Consider the following 15,280-nt stretch of genomic DNA (forward strand, 5'->3'; position numbering starts at 1 on the left):
GGGTTGGCCGTGTCCCGGGCTTCTTTTGCGTGTTGCCGCTCAGTAGCGCGGCACGCCTGGGTCGCGCTCGCGCGACCAGGCATCGATGCCTCCGCTGATATTGGCCACGGTCTCGAAGCCGTTGTTCATCAGGAAGGCAGCGACATGCATGCTGCGTGCGCCGTGATGGCACAGGCAGGCTGTGGGGTGATCCGGATCGAGTTCCTGCAGGCGCGAGGGAATCTCGCCCATGGGGATGCAGCGCAGCTCGAAGCCCTCGGGGCGTACGCTGGCCTGGGCCACTTCCCAGGGCTCGCGCACGTCCAGCACCAGGGGCAGGGCATCGGAGCCGCTGGAGTGCTGGGTCAGCCAATCGTTGAGTTGCGCGGGAGGCACTTGGGGAAGCATCGGAAAGATCCTTGCGGAATGGAATGGGGTTGCGGCAGCGGCCATGGTCCTGCGGGCATCGGCCGCGGCAGCGGGTTTCAGAACGTGAAGCGCGAAGGCTCTTCGAAATTGGCCAGGCGGGCGGTCACCACGTCCCAGGGCTGGCTCGTCTCGAACTGGTGGCCGTTCTTGCGCACCAGCGTGAAACGCATCATGGGCAGCTGGCCGACGATGGCCGCCAGGCGGCCGCCGTCGTTGAGCTGGGCCAGCAGGGCCTGCGGCACCTGGGCGACCGAGCCGCTGAGCACGATGGCGTCGAACTGGCCCAGGGCAGCCGCTGCCGTGGCGCCATCGGCCAGCTTGACCTCGGCATTGGTGATGCCGGCGCCCAGCAGGTTTTCGCGGGCCATCTCGGCCAGCTCGGGCACGATTTCCAGCGTCACGACTTCCTTGGCCTGGGCGGCCAGCAGGGCGGCCATGTAGCCCGAGCCGGCGCCGATTTCCAGCACGCGGTCGGTGGGCTTGATCTTCAGGTCCTGCAGCATGCGCGCCTCGATGCGCGGGGCCAGCATGCACCAGCCCTTGGCGGCGGCTTCCTCGGCCGGGGCGACCAGGGGGATTTCCAGGTCCATGAAGGCCAGGCCGGCATGCTCGGGCGGCACGAAATTCTCGCGGTGCACCTTGCCCAGCAGCGCCAGCACTTCTTCATCAAGCACGTTCCAGGGGCGGATCTGTTGCTCGATCATGTTGTAGCGCGCGTGCGCTTGGGCGCTGTGGTGTTCGGGCAGGCTGTTCAGGGGCAGGCTCATGGGGTATCTCCGGAGAAAGACTTGTCAGGACAAACCTTTGATTCTACGAGTCTCGCGGCAGGGTGGGGGCGCTGGCGGCGCCTTGGCCGGGGGCCGCGTCGTGCTGGTTGCCGTTCCACAGACGCCGCAGCCACTGGGAGAAGTCATCGAGGTAGCAATAGACCACGGGCACGACCACCAGGGTCAGCAGGGAGGAAGTCACCACGCCGCCGATCACCGACTGGCCCATGGGCGCACGCTGCTCGGAGCCCTCGCTGAGCGCGAAGGCCAGGGGCACCATGCCGAAGATCATGGCCAGCGTGGTCATCAGGATGGGGCGCAGCCGCACGCGCGCTGCCAGCAGCAGGGCCTGCTCGCGCGGCAGGCCGTCGCGGATCTGGCCGGTGTCCGGGTCGCTGTGCGGCCCGCGCGCACGGATGGCGAAGTCCACCAGCAAGATGGCGTTCTTGGTGACCAGTCCCATGAGCATGACCACGCCGATGATGGAGAACATGGACAGGGCCGAGCCGAACATCATCAGCGCCAGCACCACGCCGATCAGCGTCAGCGGCAGCGAGGTCATCAGCGCCAGCGGCTGCAGGAAGCTCTTGAACTGGCTGGCGAGGATCATGTAGATGAAGATGATGGCCAGCGCCAGGGCGGACACGGCATAGCCGAAGGACTCGTTCATGCTCTTGGTGGCGCCGCTGAACTGCGTGCGGTAGCCGGGCGGCAGGGCGATGTCGGCCAAGGCCTTGCGGATGTCGGCCGAGACCTCGCCGCTGGAGCGCAGGTAGACGTTGCCGCTGAAGGCGACCTCGCGCGTCATGTCGCGGCGGTTGATCTGGCTGGGGCCGGTGCCGGGCGTGACGGTGGCCACCTGGTTCAGCCGCACGATGCGCATGTTGCCGTCGCCGGAGGTGGAGGGCAGGGCGAAGGGCAGGCGCTCCAGGTCCTGGGGCGTGCTGCGTGATTCGGGCGCCAGGCGTACCTTGACGTCATAGGTCTGGTCGTCGCTGGCGCGCCAGTTGCCCACGGTCTGGCCGGCCACCCAGGTGCGCAGCGCGGCGGCCATGGAGCCTACCGACAGGCCCAGGTCGGCGGCCGCATCGCGCCGCACGGTGATGTCGATCACGGGCTTGTCGGGCTTGAGGCTGCTGTCCAGGTCCACCAGTCCGGGAATGCCGCGCAGGCGTTCCATCACCACGCGGTTCAGGCGCTCCAGTTCGCCCAGGTCCGGGCCCTGCAGCGAGAATTCGACCTGTTTTTGCCCGCCCACGGGCTCGCGCTGGCCCACATGGGTGACGGTGATGCCGGGCACGCTTTGCAACTGCTCGCGCAGCACGCCCGACAGTTCGTCACCGCTGCGCTGGCGCAAATGGCGGTCCAGCAGGCGGATGTAGATGCTGGCGTATATCTTGCCCTGGGCCGTGCCGGTGTTGATGGTGGCCAGCGTGTAGCGGACCTCGGGCAGGGCGCGGATGATGGCATCGACCTGGCGTGCCTTGGCCTCGGTGGCCTCGATGGACGAGCCCACGGGCGTGTTGAAGCTCACCGTGGTCTCGGAGAAATCGGCCTTGGGCACGAATTCCGTGCCCAGCAGCGGCACCAGGAAGATGCTGGCCACGAAGATGGCCAGCGCCGCCGCCAGCGTGGCGATCTTGTGGCGCAGCGCCCAGCCCAGCACATCCTGGTAGAAGTGGGACAGCGAGTCGGTGGCGCGCTCGAACCAGGCCGTGACCCGGCCCAGCGTGCGGTCGTAGAGGCTGCGGCCGCGCTGCTCGCCATGGGCGTGGATGGTCGGGTCGTGCCAGACGCTGGACAGCATGGGGTCCAGCGTGAAGCTCACGAACATGGAGATCATCACGGCCGCCACGATGGTGATGCCGAATTCGTGGAAGAACTTGCCGATGATGCCGCCCATGAAGCCGATGGGCAGGAACACCGCCACGATGGACAGCGTGGTGGCCAGCACGGCCAGGCCGATCTCCTGCGTGCCGTCGAGCGCGGCCGCATGCGCGTCCTTGCCCATCTGCACATGGCGCACGATGTTCTCGCGCACCACGATGGCGTCGTCGATCAGCAGGCCCACGCACAGCGACAGCGCCATCAGCGTGATCATGTTGATGGAGAAGCCGAACCAGTACATGAACAAAAAGGTGCCGATCAGCGCAATGGGCAGCGTCAGCCCCGTGATCACCGTGGAGCGCCAGGAGTTCAGGAACAGGAAGACGATGAGCACCGTCAGTGCCGCGCCCTCGATCAGCGTCTGGCGCACGTTGTTGACGGCCACGCGGATGGGGCGGGCGCTGTCGGCAATCGGCTCCAGCCGCACGCCGGCCGGCACTTCGGCGGCGATCTCGCGCAGCGTGGCGTTCAGGCCGTCCACGACTTCGATGGTGTTCTCGTCCTGGGCCTTCTGCACGGACAGCAGCAGGGTGCGGCTGCTGTTGTACAGGGCCACGGTCTCCAGCTCGCCCGCGCCATCCTGCACGCGGGCCAGCTGGCCCAGCCTCACGGGCGCGCCGCCGCGCTGGGCGACGATGATGCGCTCGAAGTCCTGCGGGCGCTTCATGCGTGCGTCGATCTGCACCACGCGCTCCTGCTCGCGCGAGCGGATGGCGCCCAGCGGCAGGTCCTGGTTCTCGCTGCGCACGGCGTTCACGATCTGGTCGGGCGTGATGGCATAGGCTTCCAGCGCCTCGGGCTGCAGGTAGATGTTGATCTCGCGCGGCGTGGCGCCCACCAGGTTGACGGCGCCCACGCCGCGCACGTTCTCCAGCCGCTTCTTGAGGACCTGGTCGGCCCAGCTGGTCAGCGCGACGGCATCGGGCGCCTTGGCGCCGGCATCGGCCTGGGGCAGCACGGCCACGGACCAGATGGGCGAGCTGGCCGGATCGAAGCGCAGCACGCGCGGCTCCTTGACCTCGTCGCGCAGGGTGGGGCGCACCGAGGCCACCTTCTCGCGCACGTCCTCGGCAGCGCGGCGGCCATCGACATGCAACTGGAATTCGATGATGACGACGCTGGTGCTCTCATAGCTGCGCGAGGTCAGCGCGTTGATACCGGCAATGGAGTTGACGCCTTCCTCGATCTTCTTGGTGACCTCGGACTCCACGATCTCGGGCGAGGCGCCCGGATAGTCCACCGTGACCACGACCACGGGGAAGTCCACATTCGGGAACTGGTCCACCTTGAGTCGCTGGTAGGAAAACACACCCAGCACCATGAGGGCCAGCATGAGCATGGTGGCGAACACAGGGTTGGCCAGGCTGACGCGCGTGAACCACATGGTCAGCGGGCTCCGGGGGCCGGCGCAGCCTGGGTCTGCGGCGCTTGCATCTGCTGCGACGGCTGCATCTGCACCGCCGTGCCCGCGCGCAGGCCGCCCACACTGCCGGCCAGTACCCTGTCACCGGCCTGCAGGCCGGTGGATACGGCAATCCAGGTGGCCCCATCCTGCGCGCTCTGGCTGCCCAGCGTGACCGGGCGGTGCTGCACGCGCAGCAGGCTCTTGTCCGCTTCGGACTCGTCCGCAGGCTGCAGCAGCTGCACATAGGGTTGGGGCTGGTCGGTGCGCACGGCGGTCAGGGGCACGGCCAGCTGGTCGGTCTGCCCCGTGACGATGCTGCCCTGCAGGTACAGGCCCGGGCGCACGATGGGGATGGATCTGCCGGCGGCGCCTGCGTTGACCGGTGCAGCCTGCACACGCAGATAGACGGCCACGCTGCGCGAACCTGCCTGGGCGCTGGGGTTGATGCGTACCACGCGCGCGGGCACGGCGGCCACATCGTCGCCCGCGCCCTGGACCTGCAACAGGGCCTGCTGGCCGACCTGCACACGCACCGAATCGGCGGGCGCCAGCTGGGCCACCACCTCGAGCTCGGAGGGATCGACGATCTCCAGCACCCGCGTTTCCACGCCCACGCGCTCGCCGTCCTGCACCAGACGCTGGGCGACCTGCCCGTCCATGGGGCTGCGCAGCACGCTGTCGGTCACGCTCTTGCGTGCCACATCGGCGGCGGCCTGGGCGGCGGCCAGGTTGGCGCGGGCGGCGTCAAGATTGGATTGGGACGTGGCCAGTGCCGTGGTCGAGATGAAGCCCTGGGTGACCAGGGCCTGGTTGTTGTCGTGCTGGCGCTGGGCCAGCTGCAGCTGCGCCTGGGCCGCGTCGGCCTGCTGGCGGGCCTGCCGCCAGCGGGCCTCGACCTCGGTGGCGTCCACGCGGGCCAGTTCCTGGCCCTTGCGCACGCTGTCGCCCTCGCGCACCTGCAGGCCGCGCAGCTCGCCGGCCACATAGGCCTTGACCACGGCGCTGCGCACGGCCTGCACCACGCCGCTGACAGGCACGGTCAATTGCAACTGGCGCGGCTGCAGCTGCACCACCTCCTGCGGGCCCACGCGCACGGGCATCTCGCGCGGCTGGGTGGCCGCGGCAATGGCGGCCTGCTTGCTGTGCCGGGTGGATGCGGCGCGCCATGCGCTGGCGCCGATGGCGATCAGTAAGGCCAGGCCGATCAGCCAGCCGGTGCGACGCTTCATGGTGTGGGCGGGGAGGTGGGTGGTGTGGTGGCTGCAAGGGGCTGGCACATGCCATGCAGCAGGTAGTCGATCTGGGATTCCAGAAACCGCTCGGGATCGAAGTCGCCGTGCGGCAGGCAGCCGCCCAGCGAATGCTTCCAGATCATCAGGAACATCATCGGGGCGACCACGCAGTGCACGGACAGGTCCAGATCCATGGGCCGGAACTCGCCGCGCTCCACGCCGCGCTGCAGGATGCGCCGGATCAGCTCATGGCCTGGAAGAACCACCTCCTGGTGATAGAACTGCGAAAGCTCGGGAAAATTACCCGCCTCGCTGAGCATGAGCTTGGTGATGCCCGACGCCTTGGTGCTGCCGATGCGCTCCCACCAGGACTTGAAGCAGTAGCGCAGCAGATCGGTGGACGGTGCGCAGTAGTTGTCGAGTTCCTCGCTCCACTCGCCGAAGCGGCCCGCGATGCTGTGGCGCACCACGGCCTTGAAAAGCTCCTGCTTGCTCGCGAAATAGAGGAACAGCGTGCCCTTGGAAACCCCGGCCCGGGCGGCGACCTCTTCGACGCGGGTGGCGGCGTAGCCCTTTTCCACGAAGAGGTCGAGCGCGGCTTCCAGCAGCTCGTGCTTGCGGCGGCTGCGCTTTCCGGAAGGCTCGGCGGGGGCGGGTGAAGAGGCGGGGGAGTCGGTCACGGAAAATTAATGACTGATGGGTTAGTTATCGTAACCGCAGAACCGTTCGTCGTCACCTGGCTTGTGCATGGGCTAACCTGTAGGCACAACGGCCTGCATGCATTGCGTGTGGTCATTTTTTCGATTTCTCACAGAAAAGGCGCATATGACGACTGAAACCATTTATCTGGGCGGCGGCTGTTTCTGGTGCACCGAAGCCGTTTTCGACCGCGTGCGCGGCGTGAGCGACGTGCAAAGCGGCTACGCCAACGGCGATCTGGACGATCCCAGCTACGAAGACATCTGCACCGGGCAGACCGGCCATGCCGAGGTCATCCGCGTGCAGTTCGACCCTGCCGTGATCCCGCTGCGCGACCTGTTGACCGTGTTCTTCGGCACGCACGATCCGACCACGCTCAACCGCCAGGGCAACGACGTGGGCACGCAGTACCGCAGCGCGATCTACACCACGAATGACCATCAGGCGGAGGTCGCACGTACGCTGATCTCCGAGCTGGCCCAGGCGGGCGCGTATGACGCTCCCATCGTGACCGAGGTCCAGCCCCTGGCCAGCTACTGGCCCGCAGAGGACTATCACCAGGACTACTTCCTGAACCATCCCAGCCAGGGCTACTGCGCCTTCGTGGTGGGGCCCAAGGTGCAGAAATTCCGGGGTGCCTTTGCGCGCTGGGTCAAGCAATGAGCCCAGGTGGGCGGGTTGTGTAAGCGGTTGTGATTTGCGGGCATAATGCAACCCGGTTGCGATAACGGTGTCCTGTCGCGCTCTGCAGCCCGCTCTTGCATTGCCCATGTCATCGCCGACTCCCTCCCCCTTGCTCTTGCCTTGCGGCATGCGTTCGACCCGCGCCACGCGGGCCGTGCTGGCGCTGTGGGAGGCGCGCGCCGATGCGCTGTTGAGCGAGGCGGATGTGGAAGCCGCCCTGCATGCCCAGGGCGTGCAGGTCAACCGCGTCACCGTCTACCGGCTGCTGGACCGGCTGGCCGCAGCCGGCGTGTTGCGCCGCAGCGTGGATGCGGCACGCGTGGCCCGGTACGGCAGGCCCCTTCAGGGCGCGGCCTGCGAAGGCGACGCCGCTGCGCACTTCGAGTGTGCTGATTGCCACAGCGCCTTTCGTCTGGGCGGCGAGGCAGGCGGGGGCGGTGAGCAACTGCAGGCCGCCTTGCTGCAATTGCGGCAGGCGCTGGCAGCCAGCGGCCTGCAGGGCCAGGCCATCGATGTGTCGGTGACGGGGCGGTGCCAGGTCTGCAGCGGCACCGGGCACTCCCGGAATGATCCGTCCGTGTGAGGTGGCCGTCTTCCCCTTTTTCTCTTGCATAGCCCTTCAGGATCTCGCATGACTTTTTCCCCCTTCCGTTCCGTTTCCCTGATCCTGGCCGCTGTCTTTCTGGCCGCTGCGGCCCAGGCGCACGATCACGGCCAAGACCATGACCATGCCAAGACCCCGGCGGACGCCAAGGCACAGGGTGGCCCGGTGCAACTGGATGCCCATGCCCGTGCCGACATGGAGCGCCACCGCTCGATGGCCAAGGCCCACGAGGCCGCCGCACAGTGTCTGGCGGCAGGGCGTGACCATGCGCAATGCCACAAGCAGCTGCAGGCCGACTGCAAGGGCCTGGCGCTGGGCAAGTTCTGCGGCATGCGCCATGCGCATTGAGCGCGGCATTGCCCGCCGTGCACTGCTGTGAGCAGTCGCCCGTCTTTGTGACGGGATGCTGGAACCTGCCCCGCCAATTGGCGCATACACTCTGCGCTGCCTGACCCGCTACTGATTCATCCATGCCCTTCAAACTCCCGAGTCGCCACTCGCCTGCGCCCGCCTCACGGCTTGCGTTGCGCGGTGCCGTGCCGAATCGGGGTTGGCTTTTGGCCTGGTTGCTGGTCTGGTCCATCGCACTGGCGCCGTTGCTGGGCCAGATGCACCGTGTGGTGCATGCTGGCGGCCTGGCCTCGGCCACGGCCCATGGCCCGGTCGAGGTGGTGGCCACCTCCTGCGCTGCACCCGTCGACTGGGTGCATGCGCTGTTCTCGGGCCACGGCCCGGCGGACTGCCAACTGCTGGACCAGTTGCACGAAGGCATGGCGGGGCCACCGCCCGCCGTGGCGCTGCCGCCTTTCTGGGGCGAGCAGGCCGAGCCCGCCCAGCCACCCATCGTGCGCGATGGCCGCGTGCTGGCGGCTTTCTTCGATGCGCGTGGTCCCCCGCATCCCATCACTGCCCGCCTGGCGGCTTGAACCTTGGGCGGCGGCGCTGCATGCGCCCGCCCATTGAAGCTGTTTGCGCGCGCCTTCCTGCATTGCACGCAAGAGGCGCTGTGCCCAGGTTGGACAGATCCTGAATGCATATCCGATCGGATGGCTGCGTGCGCCTGCATGGCGCACCCCGGTTGTCCGTTTCCGACGCCATTTTTTGCAGCGCCCGCATTCCCACGTCCCCGGGCCGTGGCCGGCCGCTGCCGGGAAGACCAGTGATGAGAGTGACAACAAAGCAATACCACCAGGACGCCAAGGTGCAGGGGGAGAGGATGAAGCTGCGCCCGCTGCTGCAGCAACTGCTGCTGGCGGGCGTGCTCGGCCCCGCGATGGCAGGGCTGGCCATGGCAGCAGAGCCTGCGGAGGCTGGAGTCGCCGCCGCGCCCGGAACTGCCACCGGCGCCCAGGCGGATGCCCCGCGCAGCGACACGCCTGTGCTCAATGAGGTGACGGTCAAGGCCAGCGGCCTGGGCCTGACCTCGGCCGATATGTCCACGCCAGCCACGGTGCTGGAAGGCGATGTGCTGACGCTGCGCCAGGCCGCCACGCTGGGCGAGACGCTGGACGGCGAGCCCGGCATCCACGCCAGCCATTTCGGTGCGGGCGCAAGCCGCCCCATCATCCGCGGCATGGACGGCCCGCGCGTGCAGATCCTCAGCGATGGCTCGGAGCTGCATGACGCCTCCACCATCAGCCCCGACCATGCCGTGGCCAGCGAGCCCATGCTGGCCACGCAGATCGAAGTGCTGCGCGGCCCTTCGGCGCTGATCTACGGCGGCGGCGGTGCCATGGGCGGCGTGGTCAACATCCTGGACGACAAGATTCCCACGTCCATTCCCAAGAACGGCATCACGGGCTCGGCCCAGCTGCGCGGCAGCACGGGCGCGGGCGAGACGGCCGGCGCGTTCTCGCTGACGGGCGGCGCCGGCCAGCTGGCCATCCACGCCGAGGGCATGGCGCGCGATGCCGGCGACTACCGCGTGGGCAGCGGCTGGGCGCCCAACGGCCAGTCGCAGGGGCGCGTGGGCGGCAGCTTCAACCGCACGGATACGGGCAGCCTGGGCCTGTCCTGGATCGGCACGCAAGGCTACCTGGGCCTGGCCTACACGCGCCAGACCGCGCGATATGGCCTGCCGGGCCACAACCACAGCTTCGAGGGCTGCCACACCCATGGCGACCATCTGCACTGCGGCGGCCATGACCACGGCGACGAGGACGGACATGACCATGGCGACGAAGAACACGATCACGACCATGGCAGCGTGCCGGTGGTCGACCTCAACAGCGAGCGCTGGGATCTGCGCGGCGAATGGCGCAATCCGACGGCAGGCATTGCGGCGTTGCGCGTGCGCGGCGGCTGGACCGACTACCGCCATGACGAGATCGAGGACGGCCAGGTCTCGACCACCTTCAAGAACCGCGCCCATGACCTGCGCGTGGAGGCCGAGCTGGAGCCCATCGCCGGCTGGCGCGGCGTCATCGGCCTGCAGACCGTGCAGCGCAAGTTCAGCGCCGAGGGGGAGGAGGCCTATGTGCAGCCCACCGAAACCCGCCGCAACAGCATCTACCTGCTGGAGGAATACCGCTGGCAGGACTGGCGCTGGCAGGCTGCGCTGCGCCACGAGCGCCAGACCGTGGATGCCCAGCAAAGCGCCATCTCTCGCAGCCACAGCGGCACATCGTTCTCGCTGGGCTCGGTGTGGAAGTTCACCCCGGGCTACAGCCTGTCGGCCTCGCTGACGCAGGGCAACCGCCTGCCCACGGCCGAGGAGCTGTATGCCAATGGCCTGCACATGGCCACATCCACCTATGAGCGCGGCAATCCCGACCTCAAGCGTGAACGCTCCCAGGCACTGGACATAGGCCTGCGCAAGACCTCGGGCGACACCACGTTCAGCGTCAATGCCTTCCACCATCGCGTCAAGGGCTACATCTACGGCGCCACGCTGGACGAGCATGACGGCCTGCAACTGCTGCAATACACCCAGGCCGACGCACGCTTCACCGGCGTGGAGGGCCAGGTGCGCCAGAAGCTGTCGCGCCAGTGGGGCGTGACCCTGTTCGGTGACGCCGTGCGTGCGCGGCTGGAAGACGGCTCCGCCTTGCCGCGCATTCCCGCGGCGCGCGTAGGCCTGCGCGTGGACACCTTCTACAAGGGCTGGGATGCCCAGGCCGAGTGGGTGCAGGTTCTGCGCCAGAACCGTGTCACCGCCTACGAGACCGAGACGGACGGCTACGGCATGCTCAACCTCTCGGCCAGTTACACGCTGCGCACCTCGGGTGGCACGCCCTGGCAGTTCTTCATCAAGGGCAACAACCTGACCAACCGCCTGGCCTTCGCCCACACATCGTTCATCAAGAACGCTGCGCCGCTGATGGGGCGCAATATCACCGTGGGCGTCAAGGTGTCGTTCTAAGGCGGGTTGCCCGCGCTGCGCTCCCGCGCCGTCTGCTACAGGTAATGCTGCAGATGGCGCAGGGCGCGTGCGCTGTCGACGCCTATCCACTGCACCACTTCGGTCTCGGCACGGCCCGCGCGCAACCACTGCACGATGGCCGTGTTGCGCAGCACCTGCGGCCCGACCCGGTGCAGCGGCGCCTTCTGGGCAGAAGCGGGTTGGGCCGCATGGGCACGCTGTATCAGCTGCGAGGCCACATGGAACAGCACGCGCACCGACAGCGGCTGCCCCTCGCGCGAGTAAAAGACCGGGGCGTCGGGCTGAACGGCCTCGGGTCCGCGCTGGCCGGCGCTGAAGCCTTTCCAGTCCTGCAGCGCCTTCACCACCGTTTCCGACAGATCCAGCGTGCGCTGCTGCGCGGCGCGTGCGCCATCGATATGCAATTGACAGGGGAGGCCATCGCCTGGTCCTGCGCATTGCACATCGCGCCAGCACAGGCCGCGCACCTCCTCGGGCGCCAGCGCCAGTTCGTACAGCAGCAGCAAGATGGCGCGGTCGCGCGCCGACTGAAAGCCGTCGGCCACCGGAATGTGGCGGGGCAGGGCATTCCACAGCGGAGCGGGAAGGCAATGGCCCTGGCCGTCTTCGGCAGGGGGGCGCTCCTGTGGCGCCAGCCCTGCGGCGGGATTGGCGCTGACCCAGCCGTGGTCCAGCGCATGGTCGTAGATGCGTTCCAGCAGGCGCCAGTAGCGCCTGCGCGTGACCTCGCTGATGCGGCGGCCGGGCTGGTGGCCCGACAACTGGCCTTCGCGCGGGCGCAGGAAATTCTGGACATCCACGGCGGTGGCCTGTTGCCAGGCGCGGGCCTTTGCGTTGACTTTGCCTTTCGGCGTGGTGGGGGAGGGGGAACTTTCTTTGGCTGGGATGCCCGCATCGCCCAGGCTGCGCAGCCAGGCACGCCATACCTTTTCGTAGCCGCTGTCGGGCGCCGTGTCCAGGGCATCCCAGCCCTTGGTGCCCTCGGTTTCCAGCCAATGCCGGAACAGGGCCAGTCCGTCGGGGACAGTGGACGGCGGCTTGCCGGCAGCGGGTGCCTGGGATGGTGATGAAGTCATGGACGTCTAGAGCAAAACGAATCAACCAATAGGGATGATCAATGTAACTTACATGAAGTTGAGTGGCAACCTTGTTATCGACTGATGAATGTCAGTGGCGACAAGTCGCCAGAAAAGGGGGCTGTTCGGCATGAATCTGAGCCTTGGCACGTCCGTGGAGGCTGGCCGGGCCTTCGAGGCCCGGGACGACGCCTGAACGAGGCAGGGCCGGGTCTGCGGCGCATAATCTGCGCGCGCCGCAAGCCTGCGCAGGCGCAGCTTCCCGGTCCTGCTTCAGTGAACTCTCCCGTCTTTGCCTCCCTCATCCCTGTCATTCTTTGCATAGGCGCAGGCTTTCTTGCCGCCCGGCTGGCCTGGGTGCGTGCCACCGCCATCAAGGATTTGTCCAACCTTGTGTTTCTGGTGCTTACGCCGGCGCTGTTGTTTCGCACCATGGGTGCGGTGCGGGTACAGGAGCTGGACTTTCAGCCCGTGGCCCTGTATTTCCTGGCGACTGCGCTGATCTTCGTGGTGTCCATGGTGCTGGGCGGCTTTTCCACGCGCTCGGCCGCGCGGGGGCTGGCCAATATGTTCAGCAACACCGTCATGATCGGCGTGCCGCTGGTGGGGCTGGTCTACGGGGAGGAAGGGCTTGTCACGTTGTTCACCCTGGTCTCGCTGCATGCGCTGATCCTGCTGACCGCAGCCACCATCGTGTTCGAGCTGGCCGAGGCCCACGAACGCCAGCGCTGCGGCCAAAGCGCACCGCGCCCCATGTGGCGCACGGTGCTGCAGGCCGTGCGCAACGGCATCGTGCATCCTGTGCCGCTGCCCATACTCGCTGGCTTGCTGTTCGCTCAGACTGGGCTGGTGCTGCCCGAAGTGGTGGACCGGTCCCTGCAGGTCCTGGGCCAGGCGCTGGGCCCCATGGCGCTGCTGTTGGTCGGCGTGACACTGGCCTACACCAGGGTGGGCCAGAACTTGCGAGAGGCTGCTGGCATCGCGCTGGTCAAGAACCTGGTGCATCCGCTGCTGCTGCTGGCGCTGGCCTGGGCCTTCGGCCTGGGCGGCCTGCCCGTGGCCGTGATGTTCACGGCGGCGGCGCTGCCGGTGGGCGCCAATGTGTTCCTGTTCACGCAGCGCTATGGCGTGATGCAGGAGGAGGTGTCCGCCAGCATTGCGGTGTCCACGGCGCTGGCCTTGCTTACCGTGCCGCTGATGCTGTGGCTGGCCCAGCGCCTGCCGGGCTGATGGGTTTCAGCAGCGCCAGCAATCGAGGGGATCAGGGCGCCAGGCGCTGGCGCAGCCAGGTTCCAGCTTCAAGCTGGTAGCAAAGGCGGTCGTGCAACCGGCTCTTGCGGCCTTGCCAGAATTCCCAGCGCTCGGGCACCAGCCTGAATCCACCCCAATGCGGCGGGCGTGGCGGGTTCAGCAGGAACTGCGCGCCGTACTTGGCCGCATTGGCCACCAGCACGCTGCGCCCGCTGATGACCTGGCTTTGCGGGCTGGCCCAGGCGCCAATGCGAGAGTCCAGCGGACGGCTGTTGAAGTAGGCGTCGCTTTCGGCCTCGCTGACCTTTTCCACCCGACCTTCGATGCGCACCACGCGCTCCAGCTCCACCCAGTGAAACTGCAGCGCGGCAAAGGGGTTGCCCGCCAGTTGCTGGCCCTTGCGGCTGTCGTAGTTCGTGTACCAGACCAGGCCGCGCTCGTCATAGCCCTTGATGAGCACGATGCGTGTGCTGGGCCGCAGGTCGCCGCCCACGGTGGCCAGCGTCATGGCATTGGGCTCGGGCACCTGGGCGCTCAGGGCTTCCTGCAGCCATTGGTCAAACTGCTGCAGCGGATCGGCCAGGGAGGCCGATTCGCTGAGTTCCGCGCGCTCGTAGCTTTTGCGCAGATCGGCGATCGAGGTGGAAATGCTGCTCATGGCCTGCATTGTGCCTGCGCCCGACCTCCCATTTGCTGCGCTAGAGTTGCGCATGCTCAGAGACTTCAAAGGCCGGCCTTGCGTGCTCATCCTCGCCTCGGGCCGTGGCGAGCGTTTCCGCGCGTCGGGCGGCACTATGCACAAGCTCGCTGCGCCGCTGGGCGGCAGCACCGTGCTGGAACACACACTGGCCGCCGTCCGCGCCAGCGGCCTGCCCTGGCATCTGGAAGATGCGGGCCACCCCGGAATGGGCGATTCGCTGTCTGCGGCCGTGCGTGCCACAGCCGATGCGCCAGGCTGGCTGGTCTTGCCGGCCGACCTGCCGCTGGTGAGTCCACAGACCTTGCTGAAAGTGGCCGATGCATTGCATGCGGGGGCCCGAGCCGTCCAGCCTGTCCATCAAGGCGAGCGTGGACATCCCGTGGGTTTCGGCGCCGCATGCGGCGCGGCGCTCATGGCGTTGAGCGGAGAGAAGGGCGGGGCGCCTGTGCTGAAGGCGCTGCGCGAAGCCGGACATGTGGTTCAGGTCGATGTGGACGATGCTGGTGTGCTCACCGACATCGATACGCTGGACGATCTGGCGCGCGCTGAGGTGTTGCTGCAGAACCGGCCTGAAGTGGGCTGAATTCAGGCTTCGCCGTCTGCCGTAGCGGGGCCGCCTTCGGTCGCTGGGTCGGCTTGGCTGTCTTGGCAATAACCGCGCAGTTTGAGCAAGGCCCGATACATCACCTCCCGTTCCTCCTGCGTCAGCGCCAGCAGAGCAGCGGCCTGGTGTTGCCGGGCCACGGGCATCACCTCGTCATGCAACTGCCGGCCCGCAGGCGTGATGGAGCACAGGATCTTCTTGCGTGGAGTGGAGCCTTGCGCCAGCAGGGCCACCAGGCCGCGTTCCTCGAGCAGCCGCAGCGCCCGGCTCACCAGGGCCTTGTCCGAAGTGGATTGCACCACCAGCGCGCTGAACGGCAACTCGCCTGCATGCGCGACAAGGGCCAACAGCCGCCACTCCGAAACCGTCAAGCCCGCCGTATCGGCATAGGGCACGGTGATGGTGCGCCGCAGCGCATTGCCCACCTGGCTCATCAGCGTGGTCAGAAAGGCATCGACGGTCAGGCTGCTGCCTGCCTCGTCAAGGTGGGTCCAGGGATTGCCTGCGGGCGTGCTGGGCACAGGGAGAGGAGAAGGTGGGATGGACATGTTCCCATCAATTGTTTCACAGGCTGCCTGACG

Annotated in this window: 15 protein-coding genes; 7 read left to right on the plus strand and 8 right to left on the minus strand. The window is 67.5% G+C overall.

Translation table 11 applies throughout. The annotated features are described in order from the left end of the window. Nucleotides 1–39 precede the first annotated feature (39 nt). The 5 genes from U6958_RS15885 to U6958_RS15905 all read right to left on the minus strand — a co-directional run bounded on the left by U6958_RS15885 (nt 40) and on the right by U6958_RS15905 (nt 6,379). Complete coding sequence (locus U6958_RS15885; protein WP_016447089.1) at nt 40–387, minus strand: rhodanese-like domain-containing protein; 348 nt, start codon at nt 385–387, stop codon at nt 40–42. Nucleotides 388–464: 77 nt separating this feature from the next. Continuing rightward, nucleotides 465–1,175: a protein-L-isoaspartate O-methyltransferase gene (locus U6958_RS15890; protein ID WP_016447088.1), complete on the minus strand. Its 711-nt coding sequence runs from the start codon at nt 1,173–1,175 to the stop codon at nt 465–467. Nucleotides 1,176–1,218: 43 nt separating this feature from the next. Next, on the minus strand, nt 1,219–4,446 hold the full coding sequence (locus tag U6958_RS15895; protein ID WP_016447087.1) for an efflux RND transporter permease subunit: 3,228 nt from the start codon (nt 4,444–4,446) through the stop codon (nt 1,219–1,221). Between the two features lie 2 nt (nt 4,447–4,448). Then, a complete protein-coding gene (locus tag U6958_RS15900) occupies nt 4,449–5,696 on the minus strand; it encodes an efflux RND transporter periplasmic adaptor subunit (RefSeq protein ID WP_074921285.1) in 1,248 nt (415 codons plus the stop codon). Beyond that, complete coding sequence (locus U6958_RS15905) at nt 5,693–6,379, minus strand: TetR/AcrR family transcriptional regulator (protein WP_074921284.1); 687 nt, start codon at nt 6,377–6,379, stop codon at nt 5,693–5,695. Before U6958_RS15905 ends, U6958_RS15900 begins: the two co-directional genes overlap by 4 nt. A 145-nt stretch (nt 6,380–6,524) precedes the next feature. Between U6958_RS15905 and msrA the strand changes: the two genes are divergently transcribed. The 5 genes from msrA (at nt 6,525) to U6958_RS15930 (ending at nt 11,047) form a co-directional block, all read left to right on the plus strand. After that, nucleotides 6,525–7,061 carry a peptide-methionine (S)-S-oxide reductase MsrA gene (gene msrA, locus U6958_RS15910; RefSeq protein WP_016447084.1) on the plus strand — a complete coding sequence of 179 codons (537 nt, stop codon included), beginning with the start codon at nt 6,525–6,527 and terminating at the stop codon, nt 7,059–7,061. A gap of 148 nt (nt 7,062–7,209) precedes the next feature. Beyond that, a complete protein-coding gene (locus tag U6958_RS15915) occupies nt 7,210–7,665 on the plus strand; it encodes a transcriptional repressor (RefSeq protein WP_016447083.1) in 456 nt (151 codons plus the stop codon). Nucleotides 7,666–7,713: 48 nt separating this feature from the next. Continuing rightward, the gene (locus tag U6958_RS15920) at nt 7,714–8,034 is read left to right on the plus strand and encodes a hypothetical protein (RefSeq protein WP_016447082.1); all 321 of its coding nucleotides are present in this window, start codon (nt 7,714–7,716) and stop codon (nt 8,032–8,034) included. A gap of 209 nt (nt 8,035–8,243) precedes the next feature. After that, nucleotides 8,244–8,612, plus strand: coding sequence for a hypothetical protein (locus U6958_RS15925; protein WP_223275282.1), 369 nt, complete (start codon nt 8,244–8,246; stop codon nt 8,610–8,612). 236 nt (nt 8,613–8,848) lie between these two features. Continuing rightward, nucleotides 8,849–11,047 carry a TonB-dependent receptor domain-containing protein gene (locus U6958_RS15930; protein ID WP_026062337.1) on the plus strand — a complete coding sequence of 733 codons (2,199 nt, stop codon included), beginning with the start codon at nt 8,849–8,851 and terminating at the stop codon, nt 11,045–11,047. A 35-nt stretch (nt 11,048–11,082) separates the two neighbouring features. Here the strand turns inward: U6958_RS15930 and U6958_RS15935 are convergent, their stop codons facing one another. Then, nucleotides 11,083–12,144 carry a tyrosine-type recombinase/integrase gene (locus U6958_RS15935; protein ID WP_074921283.1) on the minus strand — a complete coding sequence of 354 codons (1,062 nt, stop codon included), beginning with the start codon at nt 12,142–12,144 and terminating at the stop codon, nt 11,083–11,085. Nucleotides 12,145–12,420: 276 nt separating this feature from the next. Here U6958_RS15935 and U6958_RS15940 point away from each other — a divergent pair, with 276 nt between their 5' ends. Next, entirely contained in the window at nt 12,421–13,374 is a 954-nt protein-coding gene (locus U6958_RS15940; protein ID WP_016447078.1) for an AEC family transporter, read from the plus strand. 31 nt (nt 13,375–13,405) lie between these two features. Here U6958_RS15940 and pdxH read toward each other — a convergent pair whose 3' ends face one another. After that, nucleotides 13,406–14,053, minus strand: coding sequence for a pyridoxamine 5'-phosphate oxidase (gene pdxH / locus U6958_RS15945; protein ID WP_017405177.1), 648 nt, complete (start codon nt 14,051–14,053; stop codon nt 13,406–13,408). Between the two features lie 52 nt (nt 14,054–14,105). Here pdxH and U6958_RS15950 point away from each other — a divergent pair, with 52 nt between their 5' ends. Further along, a complete protein-coding gene (locus U6958_RS15950; RefSeq protein ID WP_074921282.1) occupies nt 14,106–14,678 on the plus strand; it encodes an NTP transferase domain-containing protein in 573 nt (190 codons plus the stop codon). A 2-nt stretch (nt 14,679–14,680) separates the two neighbouring features. Here U6958_RS15950 and U6958_RS15955 read toward each other — a convergent pair whose 3' ends face one another. After that, complete coding sequence (locus U6958_RS15955) at nt 14,681–15,247, minus strand: MarR family winged helix-turn-helix transcriptional regulator (RefSeq protein WP_016447075.1); 567 nt, start codon at nt 15,245–15,247, stop codon at nt 14,681–14,683. Nucleotides 15,248–15,280: the final 33 nt, after the last annotated feature.

This window comes from Delftia lacustris (assembly GCF_040267515.1).
Lineage (GTDB): Bacteria > Pseudomonadota > Gammaproteobacteria > Burkholderiales > Burkholderiaceae_C > Comamonas > Comamonas tsuruhatensis.